Below are 26,913 nucleotides of genomic sequence, written 5' to 3' on the forward strand. Positions count from 1 at the left end.
CCCTTGCCCGGCCGGGGATTCCCCTGCTATCCATCCGGGATGACCGTGTATTCCCCGGACGCCACCGACTGGCGCATCCTCGAGGTCCTCCAGCGCGACGGACGGGCCAGCTACGCCGAGCTGGCGCGCGCCGTGTCCATGTCCCCGAGCGCCGTCACCGAGCGGGTCCGGCGGCTGGAGGAGGCCGGCGTGATCCAGGGGTACGCGGCGGTGCTCGAGCCCGAGCGGCTCGGCCTGTCCATCCTGGCGTTCGTCCGGCTCCGCTACCCGAACGGCAACTACAAGCCCTTCCACGACCTGGTGGCCGCGACGCCCGAGATCCTGGAGGCGCACCATGTGACGGGCGACGACTGCTTCGTCATCAAGGTCGCCGCCCGGTCGATGTCCCATCTGGAGGAGATATCGGGGAAGATCGGCGCGCTGGGCTCGGTGACCACGAGCGTCGTGTACTCCTCCCCCTTGCGCCGGCGCCCGCTGGGCCAGTGAGCGCTACACCGCTCCCCACTGCCTGACCGCCGACCCCGCCCTGCCCTTCACCACCTCCAGCTGGGCGTGGATGCGGCGGCGCAGGTCGGCGACATGGCTGACGATGCCGACGCTGCGGTCGCGTTCGCGCAGGGAGTCGAGGACGTCGAGGACCTCGTCGAGGGTCTGGTCGTCCAGGCTGCCGAAGCCCTCGTCGATGAAGAGGGTGTCGAGGCGGACGCCGCCGGTCTCGTCGGTGACGACGTCGGCGAGGCCGAGGGCGAGCGCGAGGGAGGCGAAGAAGGTCTCGCCGCCGGACAGGGTGGCGGTGTCGCGCTCCCTGCCGGTCCAGGCGTCGACCACGTGCAGTCCGAGGCCGCTCCGGCCGCGGCCGGTGCGGTCGTCGGAGTGGACGAGGGTGTAGCGGCCCGAGGACATGCGCTGCAGGCGGACCGTGGCGGCGGCGGCGACCTGTTCCAGCCGGGCCGCGAGCACGTACGACTCCAGGCGCATCCGGCGTTCGTTGTCGGCCGCGGTGCCCGCGGTGAGCGCGGCGAGCCGGGCCACCCGGTCGTGTTCCTCGCGCAGCGGGGCGAGCCGTCGGACGGCGTCGGCGGCGCGCGCCGAGAGACGGTCCAGTTCGGTGCAGCAGCGGGCGGCGGCGTCGCGTGCGGAGGCGGCCTCGCGCAGGCGTCGTTCCGCGGCCGCCGTCGCCCGCTCGGCGCCGGCCGGGTCGGCGGGCGGCTGCTGGGCGGCCGCGGCGGTGCCGGCCTCGGCGAGGACCGCGCGTACGGCGGCCTCCTCCTGCTGCCAGGCGTCCAGGCGGTGCTGGAGTTCGCGGTGGGCGGCGGGGTCCAGCAGGGCTGCCGCCGCGGCCTGCGGGGTGTCGAAGCCGGCCCGGTAGGCGGCGTCGGCGAGGCGGGCGTCGGCGTCCTTCAGCCGCTGGGCCGCGTCCTCCGCGGCGCGCACGGCGTCGGCGGCCTCGGTGAGCCGTGCCGCCTGCCGTTCGAGCTGGGCGGCGCGTGCGGCCACGCTCTCGGCGCTGCCGCGTGCCTGCGCCAACTCCGCTTCGAGCAGGGCCTGTTCGCGGTCCAGGGTGTCCCGCCGGGTGAGCCGGGAGGCGGTCCGTACGGCGGCCTGCTGGCGGTGGGCGAGGCGCTGCTCGCGTTCCTGCTCGGCGCGCCGCAGCTGTTCCTGGGCGGTGTGCAGTTCGGAGGCCTCGTGGCGGGCGCGGGCGTACTCCTGCTCCAGGTGCTCCGCCTCGACGGTGAGCCGGCCGGTGGGCGTGTCGCCGGCCTCGGCGGTGGCGGCGGCCAGGGCCTCGCGGACCACGCCGAGGCGCCGCGCGTCCTCGGCGTGCCGTTCCTCGGCGCGCCGGGAGGCGGCGAGGGCGCGGTCCTCGGTCTCGCGGTCGACGTGTCCGGCGATCTTGCGGGCGGGCGCGGGGTGTTCGGTGGCTCCGCAGACGGCGCAGGGTTCGCCGGCGGTGAGGTGGGCGGCGAGTTCGGCGGCGATGCCGGTCAGCCGCTGTTCCTTGAGGTCGAGCCAGTGGGCGCGGGCGTCGAGGGCGCGCTGTTCCGCGGCACGCGCGTGCCGGTGGGCCTCTTCCAGGTCGGCGGCCAGCCGGTCGCGGGTGCGGGCCGCGTCGAGCCGCCGCTGCATGGGTGCCCGTTGCACGGCGAGCTGCTCGGCGCGGGTGGCGGCTTCCTGGGCGGAGTCGATCCGGGTCCGGAGGGCCTCCCGGGTGCCGTCCCAGTCGGCGAGCCAGGCGTCGGCCTCGCGCAGGACGTCCTCGTCGGCGCGCTCCTGCCGGTCGAGTCCGGCGCGCTCGTCGGCGAGTTCGGTGAGCCGGCGCTCGGCGCGTCGGGCCGCGTCCAGGCCGCCCAGTTCCTCGGCGGCCCGGCGGGCGGCGGCGGCGAGTCCGCTCGTGCCGGCGCCGGCGAGGGAACCGGGCAGCGGCGCCCGGGTGCGCGCCTCGGCCGCCGCGGCGCGGCGGTGCTCCGCCTCTGCGGCTTCCCGTAGTTCCAGGGCGGGTGCGACCGCCTCCGCCTTGCGGGCCCGCTCCATGCGCTGCTGCGCCTCGCGGTAGGCACCGGCCCGTTCGCGGAGGCGCTCGGCACGCTGTCCGGCCTCGGCGTAGCGGGCCTGGAGCCGGGCGAGTTCGCGCACCTCGTCCAGGGTGCGGCGGGCCGCCGCGTGGGCGGACTCGGCGGCGGAGAGCTGGGCGTGGGCGACGGTGAGGCGCTCGCGGGCGGTGCTGCGGGCGACGGCGGCGGCGCCGAGCACGGCCCCGGCCAGGCCCGGGTCACCGGGGGCCAGCTCGGGCAGCTCCATGGCGTCGCCGGCCTCCTGCTGCATGCGGTGGGCGTCGGCGAGGAGGGCCGCGTCGCCTTCGCGCACACGTGTCTCGGTGGCGCGGCGGCGTTCGGCGAGCCGCTTCTCGACGTCGGCGAAGCGCTGGGTGTCGAAGAGGCGGCCGAGCAGTTTGCTGCGGGCCTCGGCGTCGGCGCGCAGGAAGCGGGCGAAGTCGCCCTGGGGCAGGAGGACGACCTGGCAGAACTGCTCACGGCTCATGCCGAGCAGCTGGGTGATCTCCTCGCCGATCTCCTGGTGGGAGCGGCTGCGGTCCTTCCAGGTGCCGGCCGGGGCGTCGTACTCGCGCAGCCAGGTCTGGGCCTTGTCGACCGTCAGGCCCGTGCCGCGCAGCTTGGGCCGCTCCCAGGGGGGCTGCCGGGTGATCTCCAGCCGGCGTCCGGCGACGGTCAGTTCGAGCCGGACCTCGGTGCGGGTGGCCGGCCGGGCGTGGTCGCTGCGCAGGTTCATGCCCTGGCCGCTCTGCCGGGCGCCGGGGACGGAGCCGTAGAGGGCGTAGCAGACGGCGTCCAGGAGGGAGGTCTTGCCGGCGCCGGTGGGGCCGTGCAGCAGGAAGAGCCCGGCGGCGGACAGGGCGTCGAAGTCGACGGTCTGGGAGCCGCCGAAGGGGCCGAAGGCGGTGAGGTCGAGCCGGTGGAGCCTCACCGGGCCGCCTCGCGTACGGCGTCGGAGGCGCGGACGGCGTCGAACGCCTCGCGCAGCACGGCCGTCTCCCGTTCGTCGGGGCCGGCGCCGCGCACATGGGCGACGAAGTCCTGGGCGATCTGCTGGTCGCTGCGGCCGGCGAGACGCCGGGCGTAGGACACGTCGGGGTCGCCGGGGGCCCGCTCGGGGGCGAAGACCAGGCTCAGGGTGTGCGGGAAGCGCTCGGTGAGCCGGGCCATGGGCTCGGCGGGGCGCACCGCGTCGGTGAGGGTGGCCTCGATCCAGGCGTCCTCGAGGCGGGTCAGCCCGGGGTCGGCGAGGAGGTCGTCGAGGGTGCCGCGGAGGCGGGCGAGCGGGCGGGGCACCGGGCAGTCGACGCGGTCGGCTCCGACCGAGCCGTCCGCGTCGAGGTCGATCAGCCACATGCTCTTGCGGTGGTCGGCCTCGGAGAAGGAGTAGGCGAGCGGGGAGCCGGAGTAGCGCACCCGTTCGGTGATGGTCTGGCAGCCGTGCAGGTGCCCGAGCGCCACGTAGTCGACGCCGTCGAAGACCCCGGCCGGGACGGCGGCCACTCCTCCGACGGTGATGTCCCGCTCGCTGTCGCTGGCCTGGCCGCCGGTGACGAAGGCGTGGGCGAGGACGACGGAGCGGGTGCCCGGGGCGCGGGTGGCGAGGTCGGCGCGGACGCGGTCCATGGCGGCGCCGAGCACGGCCTCGTGTCCGGCTCTCGCCACGCCGAACTCGTCTTTCACCAGGGCCGGTTCGAGGTAGGGCAGGCCGTAGAACGCGACGTCGCCGTGGGCGTCCCGGAGCACGACCGGCGTGCCGGCGGCGGACGGTTCGGTGCGCAGGTGGATGCCGGCGCGGTCGATGAGGCCGGCGCCGACACCGAGGCGGCGGGCCGAGTCGTGGTTGCCGGAGATCATCACCGTGGGCACGCCGAGGTCCGCGAGCCGGTGCAGGGCGGTGTCGAACAGCTCGACCGCGGCGAGCGGGGGGACCGCGCGGTCGTACACGTCGCCCGACACGACCACCGCGTCCACCGCGTGCTCGCGCACGGTGGTGACGAGGTGACCGATGAACTCGGACTGGGCCCCGAGCAGGTTCACCCGGTGGAAGGCCCGGCCGAGATGCCAGTCGGACGTGTGCAGGAGTCTCATGATCCCCGACCCTAACGGCCGGGTCTGACATCACGGGCGGTTACTCCCGTACCAGCCCGTCATGACCCGCGCACCGCAGGGCCACTTTGCCCGATTCGCGGCAATTGTCAGGCGTCTCCGTAGGCTTCGCCGCCCAGTTCGAAGCCGGCCGTGCCCGCCGTCACATCGGCGAGCCAGGCGCGGAAGGCGTCCACGTCGGCGTCCGGCAGACCGATCTCGATGGTCACGGCCTCGCCGTAGCGGACGTCCCGGACCTCGCGCCCGGTGGACCTGAGGTCGTTCTGCACCTTGCCCGCGCGCTGGTGGTCCACGGTCACGGTGGCCAGGCGGAAGCGGCGCCGGGTGATCGCGCCGAGGGCGTCCAGCGCCTCGCCGACGGAACCGCCGTAGGCGCGGATGAGTCCGCCCGCGCCGAGCTTGACCCCGCCGTAGTAGCGGGTGACGACGGCGACGACGTAGCGCATGTCACGGCGCAGCAGCATCTGGAGCATGGGGACGCCGGCGGTGCCGCCCGGTTCGCCGTCGTCACTGGCCTTCTGCACGGAGGCGTCCGCGCCGATGACGTACGCCCAGCAGTTGTGGGTGGCGTCGGCGTGCTCCTTGCGGACGGCGGCGATGAAGTCCTGCGCCTCCTGCTCGGTGGCGGCCGGGGCGAGGGCGCACAGGAAGCGGGAGCGGTTGATCTCGGTCTCGTGCACGCCCGCGCGGGCCACTGTGCGGTACTCGTCCTGCATCCCGCCAGCCTAATCCGTGGTCAGGAGCGCTCCGCCGGAGCGGATGCCGCTCGGGACGTTCACGGGCCCGCCGAGCGGCCGGGGCTGCGCGCTCGCCAGGCCGCGGTGACTTCGGCGAGCATCCGGCGGGCTGCCTCGCGGCCGTCGGGACGCGGTGCCTGCACCCTCGGGCCGGCCAGATCGGGGCCGGTGAGCGAGCGGGCCGGGACCGCGGCCCAGTCGTCCCGGTGGACCACCGCGACGTGCCCCTCCACCCGGGCTCGCCGGTCCTGCCAGTCGTCGGGCGGGGCCATCAGGATCCGCAGGGTGTGTGCGCCGGCCCACTCGAGCCGCAGGACCTGCCGCCCGATCTCGTGCTCGATGAGCGACCGGGTCTCGCCGGTCCCGAGATGCACAAGCAGCAGTTCCCCCTCGAAGAAGTAGCCTCCGTCGTATCGCCCCGTGCCGACTGCCAGCAGGGGGAGCCGGGGATGGAAGGCCATCGCCTGCACGGGAAAGCGCGAGTGAGTGAGTACCTGGCGGCCCGGATCGGCCGTGTCGAAGACCACCACCGGGGCCGGAACGGCATACGCGCGCCTGCCCGCCACGGCCAGCAGGCCACGCTCCTCGTCCCGTACGGCCAGGGCGGGGTCCGCCACGGCGGAGAAGGGGTCGGTGCCGGATCCGGTCACACCGGTGATCTTCGCAGGTGCCGAGCGACCAGGGAAGCGTTCTGCTCCGGCAGGACCACGGACCCCTGCGGCGAACTCGGCGACCGCCCGCTTTACGCCGCGCACGGCCCGCGCCGTGCGCGGCAGGCCGGCCCTGCTACTGCTTCGCCCCGCGGGGCACCGTGAACGAGGTCAGCAGGGCCGTGCCCGGGGCGAGGGCCGGCCAGCCGGTGCCGCGCCAGGCGAGTACGGCGATCGCGGCCGTCGGGAACTTCTCCCGCACCCGCTCCAGGGTGTCGTCGAGGCCGTCCTCGGCCAGCTCCTGCACCAGCTCCTCCAGTCCCGGGTTGTGCCCGACCACCAGCAGCGTCTCGACCTCCGGCGGCGTCTCGCGCACGACCTCCAGCAGTTCCGGGACGCCGGCCCCGTACAACCGCCGGTCGTAGCGCACCGTCGGCGGGGTGGCCCACTCGGCGGCGGCCATTTCCCAGGTGCGGCGGGCGCGGACGGCGGTGGAGCACAGGGCGAGGTCGGGCAGGGAGCCGGCGGCGGCGAGGGCGCGTCCGGCGGCCGGGGCGTCCCGCAGGCCCCGCGGCGCGAGCGGTCTGCGGTGGTCCTCGACGCCCTCGGGCCAGGCGGACTTGGCGTGCCGCAGGACCACCAGCCGGCGCAGCGGGCCCGCGCCCGCCCGCTCGATCACGTGAGGCTCCCGACGTCGCGGGTGAGGTCGAGGGCGAGCAGCCGGTCGGCGTAGGCGTACGTCTCGAAGCGGGCGCCGTCGGGCAGGTCGGGGTCGCGCTCCACGTCCCGCAGCACCTCGAGCACTCCGGGCAGGTCGAGATCGTCCTCCCAGGCGGTCCGCAGGCGCGTCCGCACCTCCTCGGGCACCGGTCGTGACGGCCGCCGCGCCCATCCGGCCACCGCCCCGCGCCAGCGGGCGAGCTGTCCGGCGGCCTCCGTCAGAACGGTGCCGTCGAGCCGCGCGGAGTCCTGCCGGCGGGCGGAGAGGAGGGCCAGCCGGAGGGCGGCCGGGTCGCCGAGCAGGGCCGGGAGCGGCGGCTCGGGGCCGGCCCAGGCCGCCGGCGCCACGGCCGCCACCGGCCCCTCGGCACGCAGGACGGCGGCGTCGCCCCCGGCCACGTGGATCACCTGTGCCTCCCCCAGCCCGGACGCCAGGTCCCGGCCGTCCTCGAAGGGGCGGATGGCGAGCCGGGTGGCCGCCGTGCGGAGTTCGGGCTGCTCACGGGGGGCCGTGAGGATCGTCCAGACCGGCGTGCCACCCAGCTCCAGGGCCCGTACGAGCAGGTCCGCGGTGAGCAGCACGCGCAGGGCCGTCGGGTCGAGGCCGGAGGCGTGGGCCTCGATGCGGGTCAGGCCGCGGCGGGCGGGCGCGGCGGAGACGGGCTCACCGGTTCGGGCGTCGAGGATGTGCAGCACGGGGCGAGCGTAGGCGGGCGGACGGCCGTATGCAGGCAGCTTGCACCGATTCCGGTCACCGTGGCGGGGTACGGCGGGAATCGGCACCCGCCCGGGTGCTGTTGCCCCGACGAACAGTTCCCCCAGCCCGAGGAGGCAGCCGATGTACGGCGACGACGCGACGATCCGCAGGATCCTGACCGACCTGGGTGACACCTGGGCCGTGGTCGGTCTGTCCTCGAACCGGAGCCGGGCGGCCTACGGGGTGGCCCAGGTGCTGCAGCGGTTCGGCAAGCGGATCGTGCCGGTGCACCCCAAGGCGGAGACGGTGCACGGCGAGCGCGGCTACGCCTCACTGGCGGACGTCCCCTTCGACGTCGACGTGGTGGACGTGTTCCTCAACAGCGCGCTGGCCGGGGCGGTGGCGGACGAGGCCGCGGCCAAGGGCGCGAAGGCGGTGTGGTTCCAGCTGGGCGTCGTGGACGCAGCGGCCTGCGAACGGGCGCGGGCAGCGGGCCTGGAGATGGTCATGGACCGGTGCCCGGCGATCGAAATTCCCCGCCTGCCCTAGTGTGACTGTTCTCCTTCATCACAATTCTCCGCTGAATATTGACATTCGCCTTGCCCGTCTGACCTGTGTGAAGACCTCGTCCCAAGACAGGCAAGATCCTGGGTCAAGTTTTGTAAAACAGTCTTTTGCCGACACGGAAAGCCTTCCTAGCCTGTGGCCTCCTTGCACGTTAATTCTGCGTTCATGAACTGAGAGGCCACTTGACATGGCGAAAGTCGACGCCCTGCCACAGGCCAGGACGGAGTCCGGCGGGCTGCGCCGAGACGTCGGACTGATCGGACTGATGTGGGCCTCCGTGGGGTCCATCATCGGCTCCGGCTGGCTGTACGGCGCCGAGAAGGCGGTCGTCGTGGCCGGTCCCGCGGCGATCATCTCGTGGGTGATCGGCGCGGTCGCGATCGTCCTGCTCGCGCTCGTGCACGCCGAGCTGGGCGGCATGTTCCCGGTGGCGGGCGGCACCGCACGCTACCCGCACTACGCGTTCGGCGGCCTGGCCGGCATGTCCTTCGGCTGGTTCGCCTGGCTGCAGGCGGCCACCGTGGCCCCGATCGAGGTCGAAGCCATGATCGGCTACGCCGGTCACTGGGAGTGGGCCCAGGGCCTGCAGCACACCGACGGGACGCTGACCACCGCCGGTTTCCTCACGGCCCTGGTCCTCATGGCCGTCTTCGTCGGGGTCAACTTCTTCGGCGTCCGTGCCCTGGCACACACCAACAGCGCCGCCACCTGGTGGAAGATCGCCGTCCCGCTCGGGGCGATCTTCATCATCGCGGCGGGCAACTTCCACGCGAGCAACTTCACCTCGGAGGGCTTCGCGCCGTTCGGTGCCAAGGGCATCCTGGGCGCCATCAGCTCCAGCGGCATCATCTTCGCGCTGCTCGGCTTCGAGCAGGCGATCCAGCTGGCGGGCGAGAGCCGCAACCCGAAGCGTGACCTGCCGCGGGCGACCCTCGGCTCGGTGGCGATCGGTGCCGTGATCTACATCCTGCTGCAGGTCGTGTTCATCGCCGCGCTGCCGCACGCCTCGTTCGCGCACGGCTGGGCCAAGCTGGACTTCCCCGGCATCAGCGGCCCGTGGGCGGGCCTGGCGACCCTGGTGGGCCTGGGCTGGCTCGGCTGGGTGCTCTACGTCGACGCGATCATCTCGCCCGGCGGCACCGGCCTGATCTACACCACCGCCACCTCCCGCGTCTCCTTCGGCCTGGCCAAGAACGGCTACGCGCCGAAGGCCTTCGCCAAGACCGACAAGCGCGGTGTGCCGTGGTTCGGCCTGCTGATGTCGTTCGTCACCGGTGTGGTCTGCTTCCTGCCGTTCCCGAGCTGGCAGGAGCTGGTCGGCTTCATCACCTCGGCGAGCGTGCTGATGTACGCGGGCGCGCCGCTGGCCTACGGCGTCTTCGCCGACCGCCTGCCGCACCACGAGCGCCCCTACCGGCTGCCGCTCGGCAAGCTGATCTCGCCGCTGTCCTTCGTGGTAGCCAACCTGATCATCTACTGGGCCGGCTGGGACACCCTGTGGCGCCTCGGCTTCGCGATCCTGCTCGGCTACGTGCTGCTGGGCTCCTACGCCTGGTACGCCACCGCCAAGCGGCTGCCCGACGCGCCCCGGCTGGACTTCAGGGCCGCGCAGTGGCTGCCCGCCTACCTGGCCGGCCTGGGCCTGATCTCCTACCTGGGCGGCTTCGGCGGCCGGGGCACCATCCCGCTGTGGTGGGACATCCTGGTCGTCGCGGCCTTCTCCCTGGGCATCTACTACTGGGCCAAGGCCGTCGCCTCGAAGCCCGAGGTGATCGAGCGCAGCATCGACGAGGTCGTGGTCACGGAGGCAGCCGGCCACTGACCGCGCCCCCTCATGACCGGTGTCCCGTCGGCCCTGCTGACGGGACACCGTCATAATGCTCGCGTGACGTCACCCTCCCCCCACCCCGGCTCCCCCGCCCGGTCCCGTTTTCCGGTCGTCGTCGTCGGCGCCGGGCCGGCCGGCCTGACCGTCGGGAACGTCCTGCGGGCAGCCGGCGTCGACTGCCTGGTCGTGGAGGCCGAGAGCCGGGAGTTCATCGAACGGCGGCCACGCGCCGGGGTCATCGAGGAATGGGCCGTACGCGCACTGGAACAGCGCGGCCTGGCCGGCGACCTGACCGCACGCGCCCAGCGCCACACCGAGTGCGAGTTCCGCTTCGACGGGCGCGCCCACCGGTTCGGCTACGCCGAGCTGACGGGACGTCACCACTGGGTGTACCCGCAGCCGCTGCTGGTGACGGACCTGGTGCGCGAGTACGCCGACGTGCGCGGCGGACAGATCCGCTTCGGCGTGCGGGACGTCCGCCTCCACGACCTGGACTCGGACCGGCCCGCCGTCTCGTACACCGACCCGGACAGTGGTGAACGGCACTGGGTGCACTGCGACTTCGTGGCCGGCTGCGACGGGGCCCGCGGTGCGAGCCGGGACGCGCTTCCGGAACGGGCGCGGATCTCCCGGCACGACTACGGGATCGGCTGGCTGGCTCTGCTGGCCGAGGCGCCGCCGTCCTCGGACTGCGTGCTGTTCGGCATGCACCCCCACGGCTTCGCCGGGCACATGGCGCGCAGCCCCGAGGTGACCCGCTACTACCTCCAGTGCCCGGCCGGCGACGACCCGGCCCGCTGGCCGCACGAGCGGGTCTGGGACGAACTCCGGCAGCGGCTGCACGCCGCCGGCCGGCCGCCGCTGACGGAGGGGCGGCTGCTGGAGAAGCGGGTGCTGGACATGCACAACTACGTGGTGGAACCCATGGTGTTCGGCCGTCTCTTCCTGGCCGGCGACGCCGCGCACCTCGTCGCGCCGATCGCCGCCAAGGGCATGAACCTCGCCCTGAACGACGCGTTCCTGCTCGGCGACGGCCTCGCCGCGTACCTGACGAAGGGCGACGCCACGGGCCTGGACGGCTACTCGGACGCGTGTCTCCGCCGGGTCTGGGACTACCAGGAGTTCTCGCAGTGGCTGTCCGAGATCTACCACGGCACCTCCTCCGGCGACCCCTACCGCGCCGGCACCACGCTGGCCCGGCTGCGCCGGCTGTTCACCTCGCCCGCGGCCGCGGCGGCCTTCGCCGAGCAGTACCTGGGCACGGCCGCCGCCCGCTGACCCCCCGGCCGCCTCAGGCACCGGCCGCCGGCATGCGCGGCCGGGTCGGGCACTGGGCCGCTCCCGCAGGTGAGCAGAGGACCACTTGACCCTCCCGCGCCTGAGGGCACCACGCGACGCCCCTGCCCCCGGCACTGTCGGCCGCGACGGCCGGTCCGGAGGAAGCGCCGGCCCCGTTGGAGCGGCTCAGCTCTCTCCCGCGCTGAGCCGGCCGGTCTCGGCGAGGCGGTGGTCCGCCGTCTTGAGCGCTTCCTCCACCAGCCGGCGCACGTGCCCGTGGCGGAGCGAGTAGATCACCCGGCGGCCTTCCTTGCGGGTCTCCACCAGACCTGCGAGCCGCAGCCGGGCCAGGTGCTGGCTGACGGCCGGGCGGGCGGCGCCGCACGCTCCGGTGAGCGTCGTGACGTCGGCCTCGCCCCCGGTCAGGGTGTGCAGCAGGGCCAGGCGGGTGCGGTCGCCGAGCAGGGCGAGAAGCTCGGCGGCGACCGTGAACTGCACCTCGCCCGGACTGCGCTCGTGCGCATGGTGCGCAGGTGATAGGTGCATGCGTGCGTTCATACGCACATAATGGCCCGGTGGGCACCGCTGCGTCCACCACGCCCACCGGAAGGAGTCCGACGTGAGCGACGGGCACGACGACCGGCCCCACCCGCCCGAGCATCCGCACGGCGACGGTGCACACCGGCACGGACACGACAGCCACGGCAGGCAGGACGGGCCGCCGGGCGGGCGCCACAGGCCGCCAGGCGGGTACCGCAGACACGGCAGCGGCGGCCATGGCCACGCACACGGGGCCGCCTCCTCCCCCGGCCCGCGGCGGCGTCTCGCGCATCTCCTCACCCCGCACTCCCACGAGAGCGCCGACAAGCTGGACCCGGCGCTGGAGGCGTCGGCGCGCGGGATGCGGGCGTTGTGGGTGTCGCTGGCCGTGCTCGGGGCGACCGCCCTGGCGCAGGCGGTCGTGGTGGCCGTCTCCGGGTCGGTGGCACTGCTCGGGGACACGGCGCACAACGCGGCCGACGCGCTGACCGCCGTCCCGCTCGGCATCGCCTTCGTGCTGGGCCGGCGCGCGGCGACCCGCCGGTTCACCTACGGCTACGGCCGGGCCGAGGACCTCGCGGGCCTGGTGATCGTGCTGACGATCGCCGCGTCGGCGGCCTTCGCCGCGTGGGCGGCCGTCGGGCGGCTCCTCGACCCGCGTCCGGTCTCGCACCTGCCGGCGGTCGCGGTGGCCGCCCTGGCCGGTTTCGCCGGCAACGAGTGGGTGGCCCGGTACCGGATCCGGGTGGGCCGTGAGATCGGCTCGGCCGCGCTCGTCGCCGACGGGCTGCACGCCCGCACCGACGGGTTCACCTCGCTGGCCGTGCTGCTCGGTGCCGCGGGCTCGGCGCTGGGGTGGCAGGCGGCCGACCCGGTCGTGGGGTTGGCGATCACGGCCGCGATCGTGCTGGTGCTGCGGGACGCGGCGCGGGAGGTGTTCCGACGGGTGCTGGACGCCGTCGACCCGGAGCTGGTGGACCGGGCCGAGCGGGCGGTGCGTGAGGTGGCCGGGGTGCGCGGGGTGGGCGAGCTGCGGCTGCGCTGGATCGGGCACCGGCTGCGGGCCGAACTCGCGGTGGTGGTGGACGGTGAGGCGACCGTACGGCAGGCCCACGCGATCGCCGTCGAGGCCGAGCACGCCCTGCTGCACGCCGTACCGAGGCTCACGGCGGCCCTGGTGCACGCCGACCCGGCGCCGGCGCCCGGGGAGGAGGACCCGCACCTGGCCCTGGCCCACCACGCGACGGTCTGAGGCGGGCGGCACCGTCGACCGCCGCCCCGGCGCGGCCGCGCCGTGGGTTCAGGCGGTGCCCAGCCCCTCCAGTACGAGCGCGCCGGGCAGTTCCGCCAAGGCCTTGCCCGGCACCAGGAGCTTGCCGCGGCGGCGGCCGCTGCCGACCAGGACGTAGGGCAGGTCGGCGACCACCGAGTCCACCAGCACCGGCCAGCCGGTGGGCAGTCCGAGCGGGGTGATGCCGCCGTACTCCATGCCGGTCTCGCCGGTCGCCGTCTCCATCGAGGCGAACGAGGCTTTGCGGGCGCCCAGTCGGCGGCGGACGACGCCGTTGACGTCGACGCGGGTGGTGGACGGCACCACGCAGGCGGCCAGCGTGGTCTCGCCGCCCCGCTTGCCCGCGACGACGACGCAGTTGGCCGACTGCTCGAGCAGGTCGCGCCCGTAGTGCTCCACGAACACCGCCGTGTCGGCCCACTGCGGTTCGGTGTCGACGTACAGGATCCGGTCGGCCGGGATCCCGCCCTGCCACAGGCGTACGGCATCGGCGACGGGCGCGGTCAGCTCGTCCAGGCAGTCCGGGGCGGGGGTGGCTGTGTCGAAGTCTCCGATGGGTGCGCGCATGTCCGCACGCTAGCAACAGCGGCCCGCCCGCCGTACCCGCGTCTCAGGGCACGGGCGGCACCGACACGGCCATCACCATCTCCATCGGCTCCTCACCCCGATTGCCGTAGAAGTGGGGGACGTCGGCCTCGAAGGAGGCGCTCGCGCCGGCCGGGACGCGGTACTCCTCTCCGTCCACGGTGAGCGTCAGCTCACCGGCCGTGACGTGGACCAGTTCCACGGTGCCGCCGGGGTGGGGCTCGGACGGGCTGCTCTCGCCCGGCATCAGCCGCCAGTCCCACATCTCCAGGGGTCCGGGCGCCTCGGTGCCGGCGAGCAGCCGGTTGTAGCTGCCCGCCTCGGTGTGCCACAGCCGTACGGCGCGTTCGGCCGGGACGACGCGGACCTTCGGGCCCCGCTCGTAGTCGAGGAGTGTGGTGACGCTGACGCCGAGCGCGTCACCGATCTTGACGACCGTGCCGATGCTGGGGTTGGTCCGCGCCTGCTCGATCTGGATGAGCATGCCGCGGCTGACACCGGCCCGGGCGGCGAGCACGTCCAGCGTGAAGCCGCGCACCGCGCGCCAGTGTCTGACGTTGCGCGCGAGGGACTGGGTCAGGAGTTCGAGGTCCGACACGTTGCGTCCAATATTCAGGAAGTTCAATATGCTTGATGATGCAGTCCAGTTCATTGGACTACGGTGAGATGCACCTGATCGTTCATCGAACTGTACTGCGGGGCTGGCCCCGACAGCACTCCGCACCGGGTACGGCCGCGTCAGCTCTCGGGTTCCAGCGCGGTGAGCCGGGCGACCGCCGTCTCGTCCAGCTCCGCCAGCGCCCGCAGCTGTTCCGGCGTCGTCCCGTCCGGGATCGGCACCGGCGCCGGCGTCCGCAGTGGCGGCTGCCAGCCGTCGTCGGGGGTCCAGCGCCGCACCACCCGGGCGGGCGCCCCCGCCACCACCGCGTGGTCGGGCACCGTGCCGCGGACCACCGCACCGGCGGCCACGACCACGTTCCGGCCGATCCGCGCGCCCGGAAGGATCACCGCGCCGGTGCCGATCCAGCAGCCGGGGCCGATCTCGACCGGCTCCATCCGCGGCCACTGCCTGCCGATCGGTTCGTGCGGGTCGTCGTAGGAGTGGTTGGTGGAGGTGACGTAGACGTACGGGCCGAAGTAGCAGTCGCTGCCGATCGTGACCGTCGTGTCCGCGATGACGTGGCTGCCGCGGCCGAGGACCACGCCGTCGCCGATGCGCAGGATGGGGTCCGGCCCGAGGTCCAGGTCCGGCATCAGACCGGCGGTGAGGGTGACCTGCTCGGCGATGATGCAGTGGGAGCCGAGCCGGATCCAGGGCTCGCCGAAGACCGTCCCGAGCGGGAACGCCAGCCGGGTGGCCTCGCCGATCGCGCCGAAACGGAACCCGGCCGGGTGCTCGGCCGTGACCGACCCCTTGCGCTGCGCCCAGGACCAGGCCGCGTGTACGGCTCGCTGGGCCAGGCCCTGTCGCCAGGATGAGAACGTGTTCTTGCGCTTCGGCACGGGCTCACGTTACTCAGCGGTCGCTTCCGGCGAGAGGGCGGGCTGCTGTGATCTTTGCCCCAACCGGTGTCGTACCGTGCCGGGTACCGCAGACACGAGGAGACGGTGATGACGCAGAAGGCGCTGATCGTGGGTATCGGGGGCAAGGAGCCGCAGGTGGATCCGGAGGCGTTCGTGGCGCCCACGGCCTGTGTCATCGGGGACGTCACGCTGCACCCGGGGACCAGCGTCTGGTACGGGGCCGTGGTGCGCGGGGACGTCGAGAAGATCACCGTGGGGGCGCAGACCAATGTCCAGGACAACGTGACCCTGCACGCCGATCCCGGTTTTCCGGTGACCGTCGGAGAGCGGGTGTCCATCGGGCACAACGCGGTGGTCCACGGGGCGACCGTGGAGGACGACTGCCTCATCGGGATGGGGGCGACCGTGCTCAACGGGGCGGTGATCGGGGCGGGATCGCTGGTCGCCGCTCAGGCGCTGGTGCCGCAGGGCATGGTCGTGCCGCCCGGGTCGCTGGTGGCGGGTGTGCCCGCGAAGGTGAGGAGGGAGCTGACCGAGGAGGAGCGGGCCGGGGTCACCCTCAACGGCACGATGTACGCGGAGCTGGGCAAGGCGCACAAGGACGTGCACCGGTAGGAACCCGCGGGAAGGGGTGCGGGTGCGTGGCGGCTCCCCGCACCCTTGGAGGGCGTGGTTCAGTCGCCGGCGCCGACAGGTTCCGGTTCGGATACCTGCTGCTCGCTCTGGGCCTTCTTCGCCTTGCGCTTCAGGATCAGCATCGACGTCAGACCGATCAGCACGGCGGCCACCAGGCCCAGGTACGAGAAGCGCTTCAGCCAGTCCTCGGCGACGCGGCCCACGTAGTAGATGACGGCCGTGGTGCCGCCCGCCCAGCAGATGCCGCCCAGGACGTTGGCGATCAGGAACTTCCAGTACGGCATGTGCAGGACGCCCGCGAGGGGGCCGGCGAAGATCCGCAGCAGGGCGACGAAACGACCGAAGAAGACCGCCCACATGCCCCACTTCTCGAAGGAGCGCTCGGCGGTGGCCACATGGCCGGCACTGAAGTGCCGTGGGAATTTCCTGCCCAGCCAGGCCAGCAGCGGGCGCCCGCCCTTGCGGCCGATCGCGTAGCCGATGGAGTCGCCGATCACGGCGCCGGCGGTCGCGCACAGGCCGAGGACGACCGGGTTGATCCCCGAGTCCTGGGAGGACATGAGGGCCGCCGAGATCAGGACGATCTCACCCGGCAGCGGGATGCCCAGGCTCTCCAGACCGATGACCAGTGCCACCAGGGCGTAGACGGCCCCCGCGGGCACCGAGTCGAGCAGATCCTGGACGTGCACGCCGGTTCCTCCCCTGTCGCTCTCCTTGCCGGCCGGAACGCCGCATGCAGAGCGCGCCCCAAGGGAAGGCTACCTGGTCGGCGGTGAACGGTTCCTTGCCCGTGCCCGCCCGGCGGCACCGACCCGCCCTCACGCCTTTCGTTTCCGGACATCCCTCTGTCACACGGGAGGGGAAGGCTCCCACTCGGTTTCGCCCACCCCGCTTCCCCGAGGCCCCGGTGCGGGGCCCGCCGCGGAAGGACGACGTCCCCGTGTCCTCACCGTCCCCCTCCTCCCCGCTGACTCCGTCGCTCTCGCCTTCGCTCTCCCCCTCGCGCCCCGCTCACCCGCTCCCCGCTCACCCGCTTCCGGCGCCGGAGGCCCCGTGCCCCGTCGCCGCGGGCCGACCGGCGTCGCGCATGTCGGCCCGGCCGGTCCGGCTGGCCCTGTGCCTGGCCCCTGTGCTGCTCGCCGGCGGCCTGGCCGTGGCCAACCGGCCCGTCGTGTACGAGGGGGTACGCCGGCTGGTCGCGGCCGACGTGCGGTGGCTGCTGGCCGGAGCCGGCTTCACCTGCCTCGGCTGGGTCGCCGCCTCCTGCGTGCGGCAGGGCGCACTGCCCGACCGGGTGCCGCCGGGGCTGCTGCTGGCCTCGCAGTTCGCCGCGGGTGCCGCCAACCACGTGCTGCCCGGCGGCCTCGGCGCCCACGCCGTCACGTTGCGCTTCCTGCGCGGGCAGGGCGTGCCGCTGGACCGGGCGACCGCGTCGATCGGGCTGTACTCGCTGGCGAAGTCCTCCGCGAAGACGGCGGTGCTGCTGGTGTTCCTGGCGGCATCGCCGGCCTGGCGGCGCCTGGGGGACCTGATACCGGACGGCCGGCTGCTGGTGCCGCTCGCCGCCGTCGGGGGCGGGGCGCTCGCGGTGGCGGGGGTCCTGCTGACGGTGGTACGGCCATTGCGGCGGCCGGTGACCGGACTGCTGCGTTCCGCCCTGGCCGACGCGCGGACGGTGCACACCCGGCCCTGCCGGGTCCTCGCCCTGTGGGGCGGGGCGGTGGCGATGCCGCTGCTGCAGGCGGCGACGCTCGCCTGTGTCGGGGCCTCGCTCGGGCTGGGGCTGCCCTGGGAGCAGGTGGTGCTCGCCTACCTGGCGGCGGGCACGGCCGTCGGAGCGGTACCCGCGCCGGGTGGGGTCGCCGTGGACGCGGCGCTGGTGTGGACGCTGGTCGCCTTCGGCTCCACGCCGGCGGTGGCGACCGCCGCGGTGATCGGGTACCGGGTGCTGACGGACTGGGTGCCGTTGCTGCCGGGGGCGCTGGTGTTGTCGGCGCTGATCCGCGCGAAGGTGCTGTAGCCGGTCTCCCGCCCAGCCGCCCGCCCGGCTCGGGTGTCGCCGAGGTGCCCTTGACGGTGCCTGTGCCGGCCGCGCCGCACTCCGCAGCGGATGTCCGGTGGGCCCGCTCTCCCACCCGCACGCCCGACTCGCGTGACGAGAAGGTGCCCCTGACAGCAACGGTTGCGAGGGTGTGCTGGGAAGCGTCAGTCCCTGCGCGCCACCAAGCGGTACGCGTTGGACACGCCCAGGCGGTGGGAGAGCGGGCGTACGGCGAAACGGTCCAGGGCGGTGGCGGCGAGGAGTGCGGGGACGCCCGACAGCAGGAGTGCCGTGCGCAGGGCGCGCCGCAGGGGTCCCGGTGGTCCGGGGAACCAGGGCGCGTCCTCGCGCGGGGCCGCGTGGTCGAGGGCCAGCCAGACGGCGGCGAGCAGGTCGACCGGGTCGTGCGCCTCGGCGTGCTGTTCCGCCACCACCGTGAACCCCAGCTCGCCGAGGCGGCGGCGCAGATTGGCGACCGGCATGAAGTGCAGGTGCTGCGGCTGGAGCCAGGGCAGCCACCAGCGGCCGAGGAGCCGGGCATAGCGGCTCTCGGGGTCCGGGACCTCGATCAGGAGGTGGCCGCCCGGACGTACGGCGCCGTGGGCGGCGCGCAGTTCACGGTCGGGATCGGTGCTGTGCTCCAGGTAGTGGAACATGCTCACCACGTCGTAGCGGGCGGCGAGTTTGGGGGCCAGGTCGGGGAAGGCGCCGCGGTGGGCGTGGGCCACGCGGCCCGCGCGGGCGGCGAGTTCGACGCCGTCGGTGAAGTCGAGTCCGTCGAAGGACGTGTCCGGCAGGACGGTACGCGCGGTCTCGCAGAAGTGACCGTGGCCGGTGCCGACGTCCAGCCAGGTCTTCGGCGCCGGATCGTGCGGCAGCATCGCCTCGGCACGGCCCCGGTACATCGCGGTGCGCCCGCCGAAGGTGCCGCTCATCCGCTGCTCGCCGAGACCGTCGTAGAAGTCCCGGTAGTAGAACTCCAGTCCCTCCGGCGTCAGCGGGGGGTTCTGGAAGACGTGGCCGCAGTCGGTACAGCGGTCGAGCGTGAACCGGCCGGGCTTGTGCTGGAGCAGGTCGCCGGTGTGCAGCCGGGGCGTGAGCCGGGCGGACGCGCACCAGGGGCAGGTGGTGCGCCCCGGCGCGAAGAAGCGGTCGGTGCCGGCCGCCAGGTCGGCCCGGTAGGCGGGGCGCAGGGCGGCGATACGGGCTGTCCTGTCACGGGCGTCGCTCATCGGCTCTCCGCTGCCATTCGTTCGAGGTGGGCCGCCGCGGTCCGTGCGCCGCCCGCCGCGCGGAACGCGGTGCGCACCCGGGCGGCGGCGGCCCGGTGGGCGGAGTCGTGCAGGACGGTGTCGAGGGCCTCGCCGAGCCGGGCCGCGGTGCTGCGGCCGAACCTGACCCGGACCCCGGCGCCGGAGTCCACGACCTGTCCCGCCACCACCGGCTGGTCGTCCCGGATCGGGGCCACGACGAGCGGCACGCCGTGCCACAGGGCCTCGCACACGGTGTTGTGGCCGGCATGGCAGACGACGGCGTCCATGCGGGCCAGCAACGGGAGTTGGGGCACGGACGGCAGTATCAGCACGTCCTTGTCGCCGGCCGTGGCGCGGAGCGTGCCGCCCGGGTCGGCGATCACGGCCTGCACCCGGTCGGCGCGTTCCCGCAGCGCGCCGAGGCACTCGGCGAGGAACCGGCCGCCGGCGTCGGCGTTGGCCGTGCCGAGGGTCACCAGGACCTTGGCACGGCCCCGGTCGAGCCATTCCCACGGGAAGCCGGGCGCGGCCGGCCGGCCGGTGAGCGAAGGCCCCACGTAGTGGACGTGCGGCGCCAACGGCGCTTGCGGGCCGATGAGTTCGGGGGTGCTGAACACGAGCAGCAGGTGGGGTGAGTAGCGCGGGTCGGCGGTGCCGGACGGGTCGCCGATGCGGGCACGCAGCCCGGCCAGGCGCTCCCGGATCCAGTCGGCGACCTTGGGCAGGCCGTCGTAGGCGCCGCTGAACTCGGCGGAGGTCGTCGCCGAGGTGGCCCAGGGCAGCCCGAGGCGCTCGGCGACCAGGGCGCCGGCGAAGGCCTGCTGGTCGGCGACGACCACGTCGGGGCGGACCTCGGCGACGGCCGCGCCGACTCCGGGCGCCATCGCGTCGGCGAGCGGCAGCAGGTACCACTCCCACAGGAACCGCAGCGCCTCCGCTCCCCGCAGGTCCGGCGGCCGTACGGCGCCCCCGGCGCCCGGCACCGGTCCCGCGCACCCGGTCACCACCGCGTCCGGGCCGGCGAGCCGCCGTACCAGCGCCGGGTCGGCGCAGACCCAGGCCACGCGGTGGCCGCGCGCGGAGAGCCGGGCGGCGACGCCCACGGCCGGGTTGATGTGCCCGGTCAGTGGCGGCACGACGAAGAGGAAACCGCTCACCGGACACCCGCCTCCGCGGGCGCGACGCCGGCCACCAGGTCCAGGATGTGCCCGCCGACGGTGCCCGGCGCCTCGACCAGGACCGAGTGTTCGTGTCCCGGCAGGACGACCGCGCGGAAGTCCGGCAGCAGCCGCCGCTGCACCGGCACCAGGTCCGCCAGGTCCGAGTCCCCGCCGTACACGCCGAGGACCGGGCACCGTACGGCGCTGATCTGGGCCTCGGTGAGGACCCGGCTGGCGGGGATGTCCCGGCCGAGGGTGGTCTCGCGGGCGAGGCGTGCGGCGCCCTTGGCGAGGCGGGCGGTGTTGTGGCCTCGGTGTGCGGTGATCCAGGCGATCGCGTCCGGTTCGTTGTGGGCGAGTTCGGCCGTCACCCGGCGCAGGATGCCGCCGAGTTTGGTGGCCCAGGCGGCCGTCGCCGGCTCGGACTCGATGAGGCTCAGGCTGGCCACGCGGCCGGGATGGCGGGCCGCGTAACCGAAGGCGATGGTGCCGCCGTAGGAGTTTCCGACGAGGTGCACGGGCCCGGTGACGGCGAGCCGGCCCAGGAGCGCCTCCAGGTCCGCGAGGTTGTGGTCGAGGGTGTAGCCGTGCGGCGGGCGCTCGCTGCGGCCGTGGCCGCGCAGGTCGTACATGACGACGTCGAGTCCGGCCGCCGCGAACGCGGGGGCGACGGTGAAGTAGTAGCTGGCGAGGCTGTCCGTGAGCAGTCCGTGCACCAGCACGATGGTGCCGCGGCCGGCGACCGGGCCGGTGCGCTGGACGTGCAGCCGGATGCCGCCGGCGTCGACCATGGCCATCGCTCAGCCCGCCTGCGTCGTCTTCAGGCTCCACACGACGTACTCCACGAGCCGGCCGACGGTCAGTTCGATGATCTCGTCGAACTCCATGCCGGCCAGGAACTCGGCGAGGTTGACCCGCTGCCCGTACCGCTCCTCCAGCAGACCCGCCAGGGTGACGAGGTCGATGCTCTCCAGCTCCAGGTCGCGGTTGAAGGTGGTGGACATGCCGATCACCACGTCGTCGTCGCCGTACTCCGCGAGGACCGTGCGGAGCATGCCGGCGACGTCGGCGAGCACGGTGTCGGCGGTGGGCTGCGCCGGGGCCGGCTGGGTGGGGTTCATGGGGCGTACTCCTCGGCTGCTGCGTCGGCTGCGTGACCGGGCACTCGACCGACTGCTCGGTCTACGGCCGGCTCGACCGCTCGGTCTGCGGCCGGTTCGACTGCTCGGTCTGCGGTTTGCTCGACTGCTGGGTCGGCGGTGTGGTCAAGTGCTCGGTCTGCGGCCGGCTCGGCTGATGGGTCGGCGGCTTGGTCAAGTGCTCGGTCTGCGGCTTGGCCGGCTGCTGCGGCGAGTGCCGGGCCGGATGCTGACTCGTGCGGTCCGTCGTCGGCTCCGGGGCCCGCCGTCCAGGCCGCCACGTAGGCGCGCCGGGGCAGCGCGGGCGGGCTGCTCACCGGGGTGCAGTGCACGCGGTAGGAGCGCTCCAGGCGGCCGGAGACCAGCAGCCGGCTGCCGTCAGGGGCGGCCTCCAGCACCGTGAAGTCCCGGGGACGGCCGCCGAATCCGACGCCCTCGGCCTTGGCGACGGCCTCCTTGGCGGCCCAGAAGCGCGTGAACCAGACGGCCTCCGGTTCACCCGCGTCGTCGCAGAGGGCGCGCAGCAGGCGCAGTTCGGCCGGGCCGAGCGCGGTGGTGAGGGTCGCCGGGTCGCGGTCGGTGACCTCTTCGATGTCGATGCCGGGGCCGGGCCGCGGGCGGTGCGGCCGTACGATCGCCACGCCCGCCTCGGCCCGGTGGGCGAGCGAGACGTCCAGCGGGGGCAGCGTACGACCGTGCACGCCGGCGACACCGGGGCGGCCGAGTTCGTCGTTGCCGACCCTGATCTCCGCCGGGAAGACGGGCCCTTCGCCGTGCTGCCACAGCCAGTGCCGCACGGCGTCCTTGACCGCGATCCGGCCGAGCAGCCACTGCCGACGGCCGCGGGGCGGGCGCTCGGCGTATGCGGCGCGTTCCGTCCTGCCCAGCGAGTTGCGCATGATCAGCTCGCGCGAGGCGAGGTCCGGCCACCGCTCGTGCACCAGCGCCCAGCCGCCGGGCATGGCCGTGGAGAGCGTGTGCCGCTCGGGGAAGCGTTCGACGGGACGGGTCGACGGGTCGTTGTCGAAGCGGCGGTCCTGCCAGCCGGTGATCCGCGCCCACACCCGGCCGCCGACGGTCAGCTCCGCGTCCGCCTCCAGGACCGTGTCCGTCAGGGAGGTGATCCGCAGCAGGCAGCCCACCCGGGCGCCGGGCGCCGGATGCGGACCGTGGAACCGCACCTCCCGCAGTTGCACGGGGAAGACGACGGTTCGTTCGGTACGGGTCGCCATGATCCAGTAGCCGAGCAACTGGCCCACGTTGTCCAGCAGGGCGCCCGGCGCGGCGGGCGTGGTGATCACTCCCCTGATGTGCCGCTCGCCGATGCCCGTGAGTTCGGTCAGGCCCTGGAAGCGGGGGCCGTGGAACATCCAGCGTTCGCGGTACAGCTGTGCCGCGGTGTGCTCGGGACGGCGCTCCGGGGCGTCCCCGAGGGGGCGGAGCGGGGGCGGGGCGGGCGCGTGCGGGGCGAGTTCGATCACGGCGCGGGCGGTGGGACCGAAGGTGACGCCGAGGTGCTGCGGCCGGCCGGGGACGGGGGTGACGGTGACCGGGACGTCGACCGGGGGCGTGGCGGTGAGCCAGCGGTCGAAGCGGGCACCGTGCACGGCCACGGCGTGCAGGCCGGGGGCCGCGGCCGCCTCCGCCGCGTCCATCATGTGCCGCACGATCGTGGTGGCGGGGACCACCGGCCACCGGTCGTCCAGATCGGGCCAGCCGGGGCGCTGGGGGAAGAAGCAGTGGTCCAGGAGGTGGGGCATGGTGTGAGCGGAGATGTGGAGGGAGGTGGTGGTGAGGGGTGCGGCGGGTGCTGCCGCAGGTGTGAGGGGTGTGCTCGGCGAGGGTGGCGTGAGGGGGGCCGGAGGTGTGAGAGGTCTGCTCCGCGAGGGAGGCGTGAGGGGGGCCGGAGGTGTGAGAGGTCTGCTCCGCGAGAGAGGCGTGAGGGAGGCCGGAGGTGTGAGAGGTCTGCTCCGCGAGAGAGGCGTGAGGGGGGCCGGAGGTGTGAGAGGTCTGCTCCGCGAGGGAGGCGTGGGCGATGGCGGAGGTGTGGGAGTGGCCGCGGCGGGGGCCGGTGTCGTCCCGTCGGCGGGGCGGCGGCTCGCCGTGATCAGCTGCGCGGCCGTGTGCGCGGTGTCCCTCAGGAGGGCGGTCAGTTCGGCTGCGGCCGGGTGGTGGGGTGCGAGGTCGTCGAGGGTGGGGCCGACGGGGTGCTCGGGGCTGCCGGAGCCGACGGAGTTGCCCGCGGAGGCCGTCCTGCCGGAGCTGGCGGGGCCGGAGAGGGCCCCTCGGCCGCGGGAGTCGGCGGGACTGCCTGCGGATGCCGAGTCGTCGGAGCCGACGGAAGTCGAACCGCCGACGCGCTCCGGGCTGCCGGCGGACGCCGGTCCTGTGGAGTGCGCCGGCTGTGGAGGCGTGGCCCTTGGGCGCAGTTCCGCACGGAGCGCGTCGAGAGTCGGGCCGTCCAGCGACACCAGGGCGCTGCCGAGGTCGAGGCGGACGGGGCGGACGGGCGGGCGGCCACCGGCCGGCGCGGATGCGGCGGCCTGGGCAGGTGCCGACGGGGCGGCTGCGCCCCGTGGAGGTGCGGGCGGGATCGCCGTGGCGCGGGGAGCCACCGACGGTGCTGCCGTGTCCCCGAGAACCACCGACTGTGCTGCCGCAGTGCGGGGAGCCACCGACTGTGCTGCCGCAGTGCGGGGAGCCGCCGACTGTGCTGCCGCAGTGCGGGGAGCCACCGACGGTGCTGCCGTGGTGCGGGGAGGTAGCGACGGGGTCACCGGTGCTCCGGCTGTCCACAGTGCGGTGGCGGTGCGCCGGAGTTGGGAGAGGCCGCTGTGATGGGGCGAGTTGGCGGCGACGGCCAGGTGATCGCGGTCGCCGAGGGTGTCGCCGATCAGTGAGGTCAGCCGGCCGGGGCCGGTCTGGACGAAGACGCGGTGCCCGGCGGCGTACAGGGCCTCGGTCAGCTCACGGAAGCGGACCGGCTCCAGCAGGTGCCGTACGAACAGTTCGCGTACCGCCGGCTCGTCCCTGGGGAAGGGCGCCGCGGTCGTCCCGGACCACACCGGCACGGTCGGCGGGTGGAGCCGGAAGCGGTCGGCGGCCTCCTTGATGGGGGCGAGGAACGGTTCGAGCATCGGCGTGTGGAACCCGGACCGGAACGGCAGCACCTGGCAGAGCACGCCCTGGGCGCGCAGGGCCCGGACGAAGTCCTCCACCGCCCCCGCCGGGCCGCAGACCATGGACTGGCGGGGCGCGTTGTCGTGCGAGAGGACGATCCCGCGGTCCGCCCGGTCGCCGTCGGCCAGAGCGGCGCGGACATGGGCGGCCGAGGCGCCGACGGCGGCGAAGGCGAGACCGGGGACGGTGACGGTGTCCGGGTCGAACTCGGCCATGAAAGCGTCCACTTGACCGGCCGAGTACAGTCCGGCCGCGGCCATGGCCGTCCATTCGCCGACGCTGTGCCCGGCGACCGCGTCCGGTACGACGCCCATGCGGCGCAGTGCCTGGTCGAGCAGCCGGCCCACGCCGACCACGCCGAAGCCGTGCCGGCCGACGTCGCCGACCTCGACGTCCGGCCCGGCACCGGCGACCGGGGGCAGGCCGAAGTGGGCGGCGACGTCGTCGGTGCGGGGCGTGAACTCGCCCTCCAGACCGGGGAAGACGAACGCCAGCCTGCCGCCGGCCGGGCCGAGCAGGGGTCCGGGCCGGAACCACACGTCGCTGCGACCCTGCCAGGGCCGGCCTTTGCCGACCACGCGCCGGGCCAGGGCGAGCCGCTTGCCGGTCGGGTCCACGACGCCGAGCCGGGCCGGGCCCGCCTCGGCGTGCGGCAGGGCCGGGTCGAGCCCGGCGGAGAGGACGGCGGAGTCGTCGGCGCCGAGGAGTGCGGCGAGACCGTCCGTGTCGCCGGCGGCGAGAAGGAGAATCCGCTCGGGCTCGGAGACGCGCGAGGAAGCCGTGGGGGGTGCCGCCACCTGCAGTTCCGCCGCCTCCGGCAGCCCCGCCTCACTCGGCAGCCCCGCCTCACTCGACGGCCCCACCACCTCCGGCAGCCCCACCACCTCCGGAGGCTCCGCCGCCCCCGACAGCCCCACCACCTCCGGAGGCTCCGCCGCCCCCGTCAGCCCCGCCTCCTTCCGCAGTCCCGCCTGCCTCGGGAGCGGAACGGCCGGGCGGCTGCCCGGGGTCTCCTCCAGGACCACGTGTGCGTTGATCCCGCCGAACCCGAAAGCGTTCACGGCGGCCCGTCTGACCGTCCGTCCTGCCCCGTTCTCCCACGGCAGAGCCCGGTCAAGCGTGCGGAAGCGGGTTGCGGCGAGGGCGGGGTGCGGGTCGTCGCAGTGGAGGGTGGGCAGCAGCGTGCGGTGGTGGAGGGCGAGCGCGGCCTTGACCAGGCCCGCCACTCCGGCGGCCGGCATGGTGTGGCCGATCATCGACTTCACCGAGCCGAGGACCGGGCGGTCGTCCCACCCGTATCCCGCACCGGGACCGAACACCTCGGCCAGCGTGGTGAGTTCGGCCTTGTCACCGGCGGGGGTGGCGGTGCCGTGCGCCTCCAGCAGGCCGATCGCGTCCGGTGCCGCCGGGTCGAGTCCGGCGGCCCGCCAGGCCTCGCGCACGGCCCGGGTCTGCCCGCCGGGGTCGGGCGAGACGAGCCCTGCCGTACGGCCGTCGCCGGCCACGCCCGTGCCACGGATCACGGCGTAGACGCGGTCGCCGTCGCGTTCGGCGTCGGCGAGCCGCTTCAGGACCACGACTCCGGTGCCCTCGCCGATGAGAATGCCGTCGGCGTCGCGGTGGAAGGGACGTATGCGCTCCGTCGGCGACAGGGCGCGCAGCTGCGAGAAGACGCTCCACAGGGTGATGTCGTGGCAGTGGTGCACTCCCCCGGCCAGCATCAGGTCGCAGCGGCCGGTGGTGAGTGCGGTGACCGCCTGGTCGACGGCGACCAGGGAGGAGGCGCAGGCCGCGTCCACGGTGTAGGCGGGGCCGCGCAGGTCGAGACGGTTGGCGATGCGGGAGGCGGCGAGGTTGGGGACGAGGCCGATCGCCGCGTCGGGGCTGTCGGGGCCGAGCCGTCGGGTGAACGCCTCCCGCACGCGGTCGAGTTGGTCCGGCGCGAGGTCGGGCAGCAACTCGCCGAGCGTGTGCACGAGCTGGGCGGCGGTGCGCACCCGCTGGTCGAGCCGGGCCAGGCCGGGGGTGAGATAGCCGCCGCGGCCCAGGACGACCCCGGCCCGGTGCCGTTCGGGCAGCCGCTCGGCGCCGCCCGCGTCGGCGAGCGCGGCGGCGGCCACGTCGAGGGCGATCAGCTGGTCGGGTTCGGTGCCGGGCACCGCCGAGGGCATGATGCCGAAGCGGGTGACCTCCACCTCGGCGGGACCGTCCAGGAAGCCGCCGCGCCGGCAGTACACCTGGCCGGCGACGGCGGGCCCGGCGGCGGATCCGGGCCGGTAGTGGCCCGGGTCCCAGCGGTCGGCCGGGACCTCGCGGATCGCGTCGGTGCCGGCCCGCAGATTGCGCCAGTAGGCGTCCAGATCGCGGGCGCCGGGCAGCAGTACCGCCATCCCGACGATGGCGACGGGAGTATGACGCTCCGTCAT

23 protein-coding genes are annotated in these 26,913 nt (G+C 74.4%); 7 read left to right on the top strand and 16 right to left on the bottom strand.

The features are described from left to right. Positions 1 to 39 precede the first annotated feature (39 nt). Complete coding sequence (locus JK359_RS13360; protein ID WP_201835269.1) at positions 40 to 486, top strand: Lrp/AsnC family transcriptional regulator; 447 nt, start codon at positions 40 to 42, stop codon at positions 484 to 486. 3 nt (positions 487 to 489) lie between these two features. On the opposite strand, the gene JK359_RS13365 is transcribed toward JK359_RS13360, so the two are convergent. The 6 genes from JK359_RS13365 to JK359_RS13390 all read right to left on the bottom strand — a co-directional run bounded on the left by JK359_RS13365 (position 490) and on the right by JK359_RS13390 (position 7,464). Then, positions 490 to 3,483: an AAA family ATPase gene (locus tag JK359_RS13365; RefSeq protein ID WP_201835271.1), complete on the bottom strand. Its 2,994-nt coding sequence runs from the start codon at positions 3,481 to 3,483 to the stop codon at positions 490 to 492. Further along, positions 3,480 to 4,643 (bottom strand): exonuclease SbcCD subunit D, encoded by a 1,164-nt coding sequence (locus tag JK359_RS13370; protein ID WP_201835273.1) that lies wholly within the window; start codon positions 4,641 to 4,643, stop codon positions 3,480 to 3,482. Before JK359_RS13370 ends, JK359_RS13365 begins: the two co-directional genes overlap by 4 nt. A 107-nt stretch (positions 4,644 to 4,750) precedes the next feature. Further along, entirely contained in the window at positions 4,751 to 5,377 is a 627-nt protein-coding gene (locus JK359_RS13375) for a YigZ family protein (RefSeq protein ID WP_201835275.1), read from the bottom strand. 59 nt (positions 5,378 to 5,436) lie between these two features. Continuing rightward, a complete protein-coding gene (locus JK359_RS13380; RefSeq protein WP_201835277.1) occupies positions 5,437 to 6,048 on the bottom strand; it encodes a hypothetical protein in 612 nt (203 codons plus the stop codon). A 136-nt stretch (positions 6,049 to 6,184) separates the two neighbouring features. Continuing rightward, a complete protein-coding gene (locus tag JK359_RS13385; RefSeq protein ID WP_201835279.1) occupies positions 6,185 to 6,727 on the bottom strand; it encodes a SixA phosphatase family protein in 543 nt (180 codons plus the stop codon). Beyond that, positions 6,724 to 7,464: a hypothetical protein gene (locus JK359_RS13390; protein WP_201835280.1), complete on the bottom strand. Its 741-nt coding sequence runs from the start codon at positions 7,462 to 7,464 to the stop codon at positions 6,724 to 6,726. Before JK359_RS13390 ends, JK359_RS13385 begins: the two co-directional genes overlap by 4 nt. Positions 7,465 to 7,606: 142 nt before the next feature. Between JK359_RS13390 and JK359_RS13395 the strand changes: the two genes are divergently transcribed. The 3 genes from JK359_RS13395 to JK359_RS13405 all read left to right on the top strand — a co-directional run bounded on the left by JK359_RS13395 (position 7,607) and on the right by JK359_RS13405 (position 11,138). Beyond that, a complete protein-coding gene (locus JK359_RS13395; RefSeq protein ID WP_201835281.1) occupies positions 7,607 to 8,014 on the top strand; it encodes a CoA-binding protein in 408 nt (135 codons plus the stop codon). A 205-nt stretch (positions 8,015 to 8,219) separates the two neighbouring features. Continuing rightward, entirely contained in the window at positions 8,220 to 9,854 is a 1,635-nt protein-coding gene (locus tag JK359_RS13400; protein ID WP_201835283.1) for an APC family permease, read from the top strand. 63 nt (positions 9,855 to 9,917) lie between these two features. Further along, a complete protein-coding gene (locus JK359_RS13405; RefSeq protein WP_307788090.1) occupies positions 9,918 to 11,138 on the top strand; it encodes a 4-hydroxybenzoate 3-monooxygenase in 1,221 nt (406 codons plus the stop codon). A gap of 186 nt (positions 11,139 to 11,324) precedes the next feature. On the opposite strand, the gene JK359_RS13410 is transcribed toward JK359_RS13405, so the two are convergent. After that, positions 11,325 to 11,696, bottom strand: a complete 372-nt coding sequence (locus tag JK359_RS13410) for an ArsR/SmtB family transcription factor (RefSeq protein WP_236677738.1) — start codon at positions 11,694 to 11,696, stop codon at positions 11,325 to 11,327. 61 nt (positions 11,697 to 11,757) lie between these two features. Here JK359_RS13410 and JK359_RS13415 point away from each other — a divergent pair, with 61 nt between their 5' ends. Next, on the top strand, positions 11,758 to 12,930 hold the full coding sequence (locus tag JK359_RS13415; protein WP_201835287.1) for a cation diffusion facilitator family transporter: 1,173 nt from the start codon (positions 11,758 to 11,760) through the stop codon (positions 12,928 to 12,930). A gap of 48 nt (positions 12,931 to 12,978) precedes the next feature. On the opposite strand, the gene JK359_RS13420 is transcribed toward JK359_RS13415, so the two are convergent. The 3 genes from JK359_RS13420 to JK359_RS13430 all read right to left on the bottom strand — a co-directional run bounded on the left by JK359_RS13420 (position 12,979) and on the right by JK359_RS13430 (position 15,057). After that, positions 12,979 to 13,536, bottom strand: a complete 558-nt coding sequence (locus JK359_RS13420) for a YbaK/EbsC family protein (RefSeq protein ID WP_201835289.1) — start codon at positions 13,534 to 13,536, stop codon at positions 12,979 to 12,981. A 43-nt stretch (positions 13,537 to 13,579) separates the two neighbouring features. Then, positions 13,580 to 14,152: a helix-turn-helix domain-containing protein gene (locus JK359_RS13425; RefSeq protein WP_201835291.1), complete on the bottom strand. Its 573-nt coding sequence runs from the start codon at positions 14,150 to 14,152 to the stop codon at positions 13,580 to 13,582. 140 nt (positions 14,153 to 14,292) lie between these two features. Then, positions 14,293 to 15,057: an acyltransferase gene (locus JK359_RS13430; RefSeq protein WP_201835293.1), complete on the bottom strand. Its 765-nt coding sequence runs from the start codon at positions 15,055 to 15,057 to the stop codon at positions 14,293 to 14,295. A 108-nt stretch (positions 15,058 to 15,165) separates the two neighbouring features. Here JK359_RS13430 and JK359_RS13435 point away from each other — a divergent pair, with 108 nt between their 5' ends. Continuing rightward, the gene (locus JK359_RS13435) at positions 15,166 to 15,693 is read left to right on the top strand and encodes a gamma carbonic anhydrase family protein (protein ID WP_201835295.1); all 528 of its coding nucleotides are present in this window, start codon (positions 15,166 to 15,168) and stop codon (positions 15,691 to 15,693) included. 59 nt (positions 15,694 to 15,752) lie between these two features. On the opposite strand, the gene JK359_RS13440 is transcribed toward JK359_RS13435, so the two are convergent. Next, on the bottom strand, positions 15,753 to 16,403 hold the full coding sequence (locus JK359_RS13440; RefSeq protein WP_201835296.1) for a DedA family protein: 651 nt from the start codon (positions 16,401 to 16,403) through the stop codon (positions 15,753 to 15,755). Between the two features lie 398 nt (positions 16,404 to 16,801). Here JK359_RS13440 and JK359_RS13445 point away from each other — a divergent pair, with 398 nt between their 5' ends. Then, a complete protein-coding gene (locus tag JK359_RS13445) occupies positions 16,802 to 17,734 on the top strand; it encodes a lysylphosphatidylglycerol synthase transmembrane domain-containing protein (protein WP_201835297.1) in 933 nt (310 codons plus the stop codon). A 185-nt stretch (positions 17,735 to 17,919) separates the two neighbouring features. Here JK359_RS13445 and JK359_RS13450 read toward each other — a convergent pair whose 3' ends face one another. The 5 genes from JK359_RS13450 to JK359_RS38975 are packed head-to-tail and all read right to left on the bottom strand — an operon-like array spanning position 17,920 to position 26,913. Continuing rightward, positions 17,920 to 18,987 carry a class I SAM-dependent methyltransferase gene (locus JK359_RS13450; RefSeq protein ID WP_201835298.1) on the bottom strand — a complete coding sequence of 356 codons (1,068 nt, stop codon included), beginning with the start codon at positions 18,985 to 18,987 and terminating at the stop codon, positions 17,920 to 17,922. Beyond that, positions 18,984 to 20,165 carry a glycosyltransferase gene (locus tag JK359_RS13455; protein WP_201835299.1) on the bottom strand — a complete coding sequence of 394 codons (1,182 nt, stop codon included), beginning with the start codon at positions 20,163 to 20,165 and terminating at the stop codon, positions 18,984 to 18,986. The genes JK359_RS13450 and JK359_RS13455 overlap by 4 nt, the downstream gene beginning before the upstream one ends. Continuing rightward, positions 20,162 to 20,965, bottom strand: a complete 804-nt coding sequence (locus JK359_RS13460) for an alpha/beta fold hydrolase (RefSeq protein WP_201835300.1) — start codon at positions 20,963 to 20,965, stop codon at positions 20,162 to 20,164. The genes JK359_RS13455 and JK359_RS13460 overlap by 4 nt, the downstream gene beginning before the upstream one ends. 3 nt (positions 20,966 to 20,968) lie before the next feature. Next, a complete protein-coding gene (locus JK359_RS13465) occupies positions 20,969 to 21,289 on the bottom strand; it encodes an acyl carrier protein (protein WP_201835301.1) in 321 nt (106 codons plus the stop codon). Further along, complete coding sequence (locus tag JK359_RS38975; RefSeq protein ID WP_236677740.1) at positions 21,286 to 26,913, bottom strand: type I polyketide synthase; 5,628 nt, start codon at positions 26,911 to 26,913, stop codon at positions 21,286 to 21,288. Before JK359_RS38975 ends, JK359_RS13465 begins: the two co-directional genes overlap by 4 nt.

Origin of the sequence: Streptomyces actinomycinicus, from assembly GCF_016741775.1 — a bacterium.
Lineage (GTDB): Bacteria > Actinomycetota > Actinomycetes > Streptomycetales > Streptomycetaceae > Streptomyces > Streptomyces actinomycinicus.

Coding starts and splice junctions, on each gene's coding strand:
- JK359_RS13360 (WP_201835269.1), top strand. CDS start 40: ATGACCGTGTATTCCCCGGACGCCACCGACTGGCGCATCCTCGAGGTC.
- JK359_RS13370 (WP_201835273.1), bottom strand. CDS start 4,643: ATGAGACTCCTGCACACGTCCGACTGGCATCTCGGCCGGGCCTTCCAC.
- JK359_RS13375 (WP_201835275.1), bottom strand. CDS start 5,377: ATGCAGGACGAGTACCGCACAGTGGCCCGCGCGGGCGTGCACGAGACC.
- JK359_RS13395 (WP_201835281.1), top strand. CDS start 7,607: ATGTACGGCGACGACGCGACGATCCGCAGGATCCTGACCGACCTGGGT.
- JK359_RS13400 (WP_201835283.1), top strand. CDS start 8,220: ATGGCGAAAGTCGACGCCCTGCCACAGGCCAGGACGGAGTCCGGCGGG.
- JK359_RS13410 (WP_236677738.1), bottom strand. CDS start 11,696: ATGAACGCACGCATGCACCTATCACCTGCGCACCATGCGCACGAGCGC.
- JK359_RS13420 (WP_201835289.1), bottom strand. CDS start 13,536: ATGCGCGCACCCATCGGAGACTTCGACACAGCCACCCCCGCCCCGGAC.
- JK359_RS13435 (WP_201835295.1), top strand. CDS start 15,166: ATGACGCAGAAGGCGCTGATCGTGGGTATCGGGGGCAAGGAGCCGCAG.
- JK359_RS13445 (WP_201835297.1), top strand. CDS start 16,802: ATGTCGGCCCGGCCGGTCCGGCTGGCCCTGTGCCTGGCCCCTGTGCTG.
- JK359_RS13450 (WP_201835298.1), bottom strand. CDS start 18,987: ATGAGCGACGCCCGTGACAGGACAGCCCGTATCGCCGCCCTGCGCCCC.
- JK359_RS13460 (WP_201835300.1), bottom strand. CDS start 20,965: ATGGCCATGGTCGACGCCGGCGGCATCCGGCTGCACGTCCAGCGCACC.
- JK359_RS13465 (WP_201835301.1), bottom strand. CDS start 21,289: ATGAACCCCACCCAGCCGGCCCCGGCGCAGCCCACCGCCGACACCGTG.
- JK359_RS38975 (WP_236677740.1), bottom strand. CDS start 26,913: ATGACGGAGCGTCATACTCCCGTCGCCATCGTCGGGATGGCGGTACTG.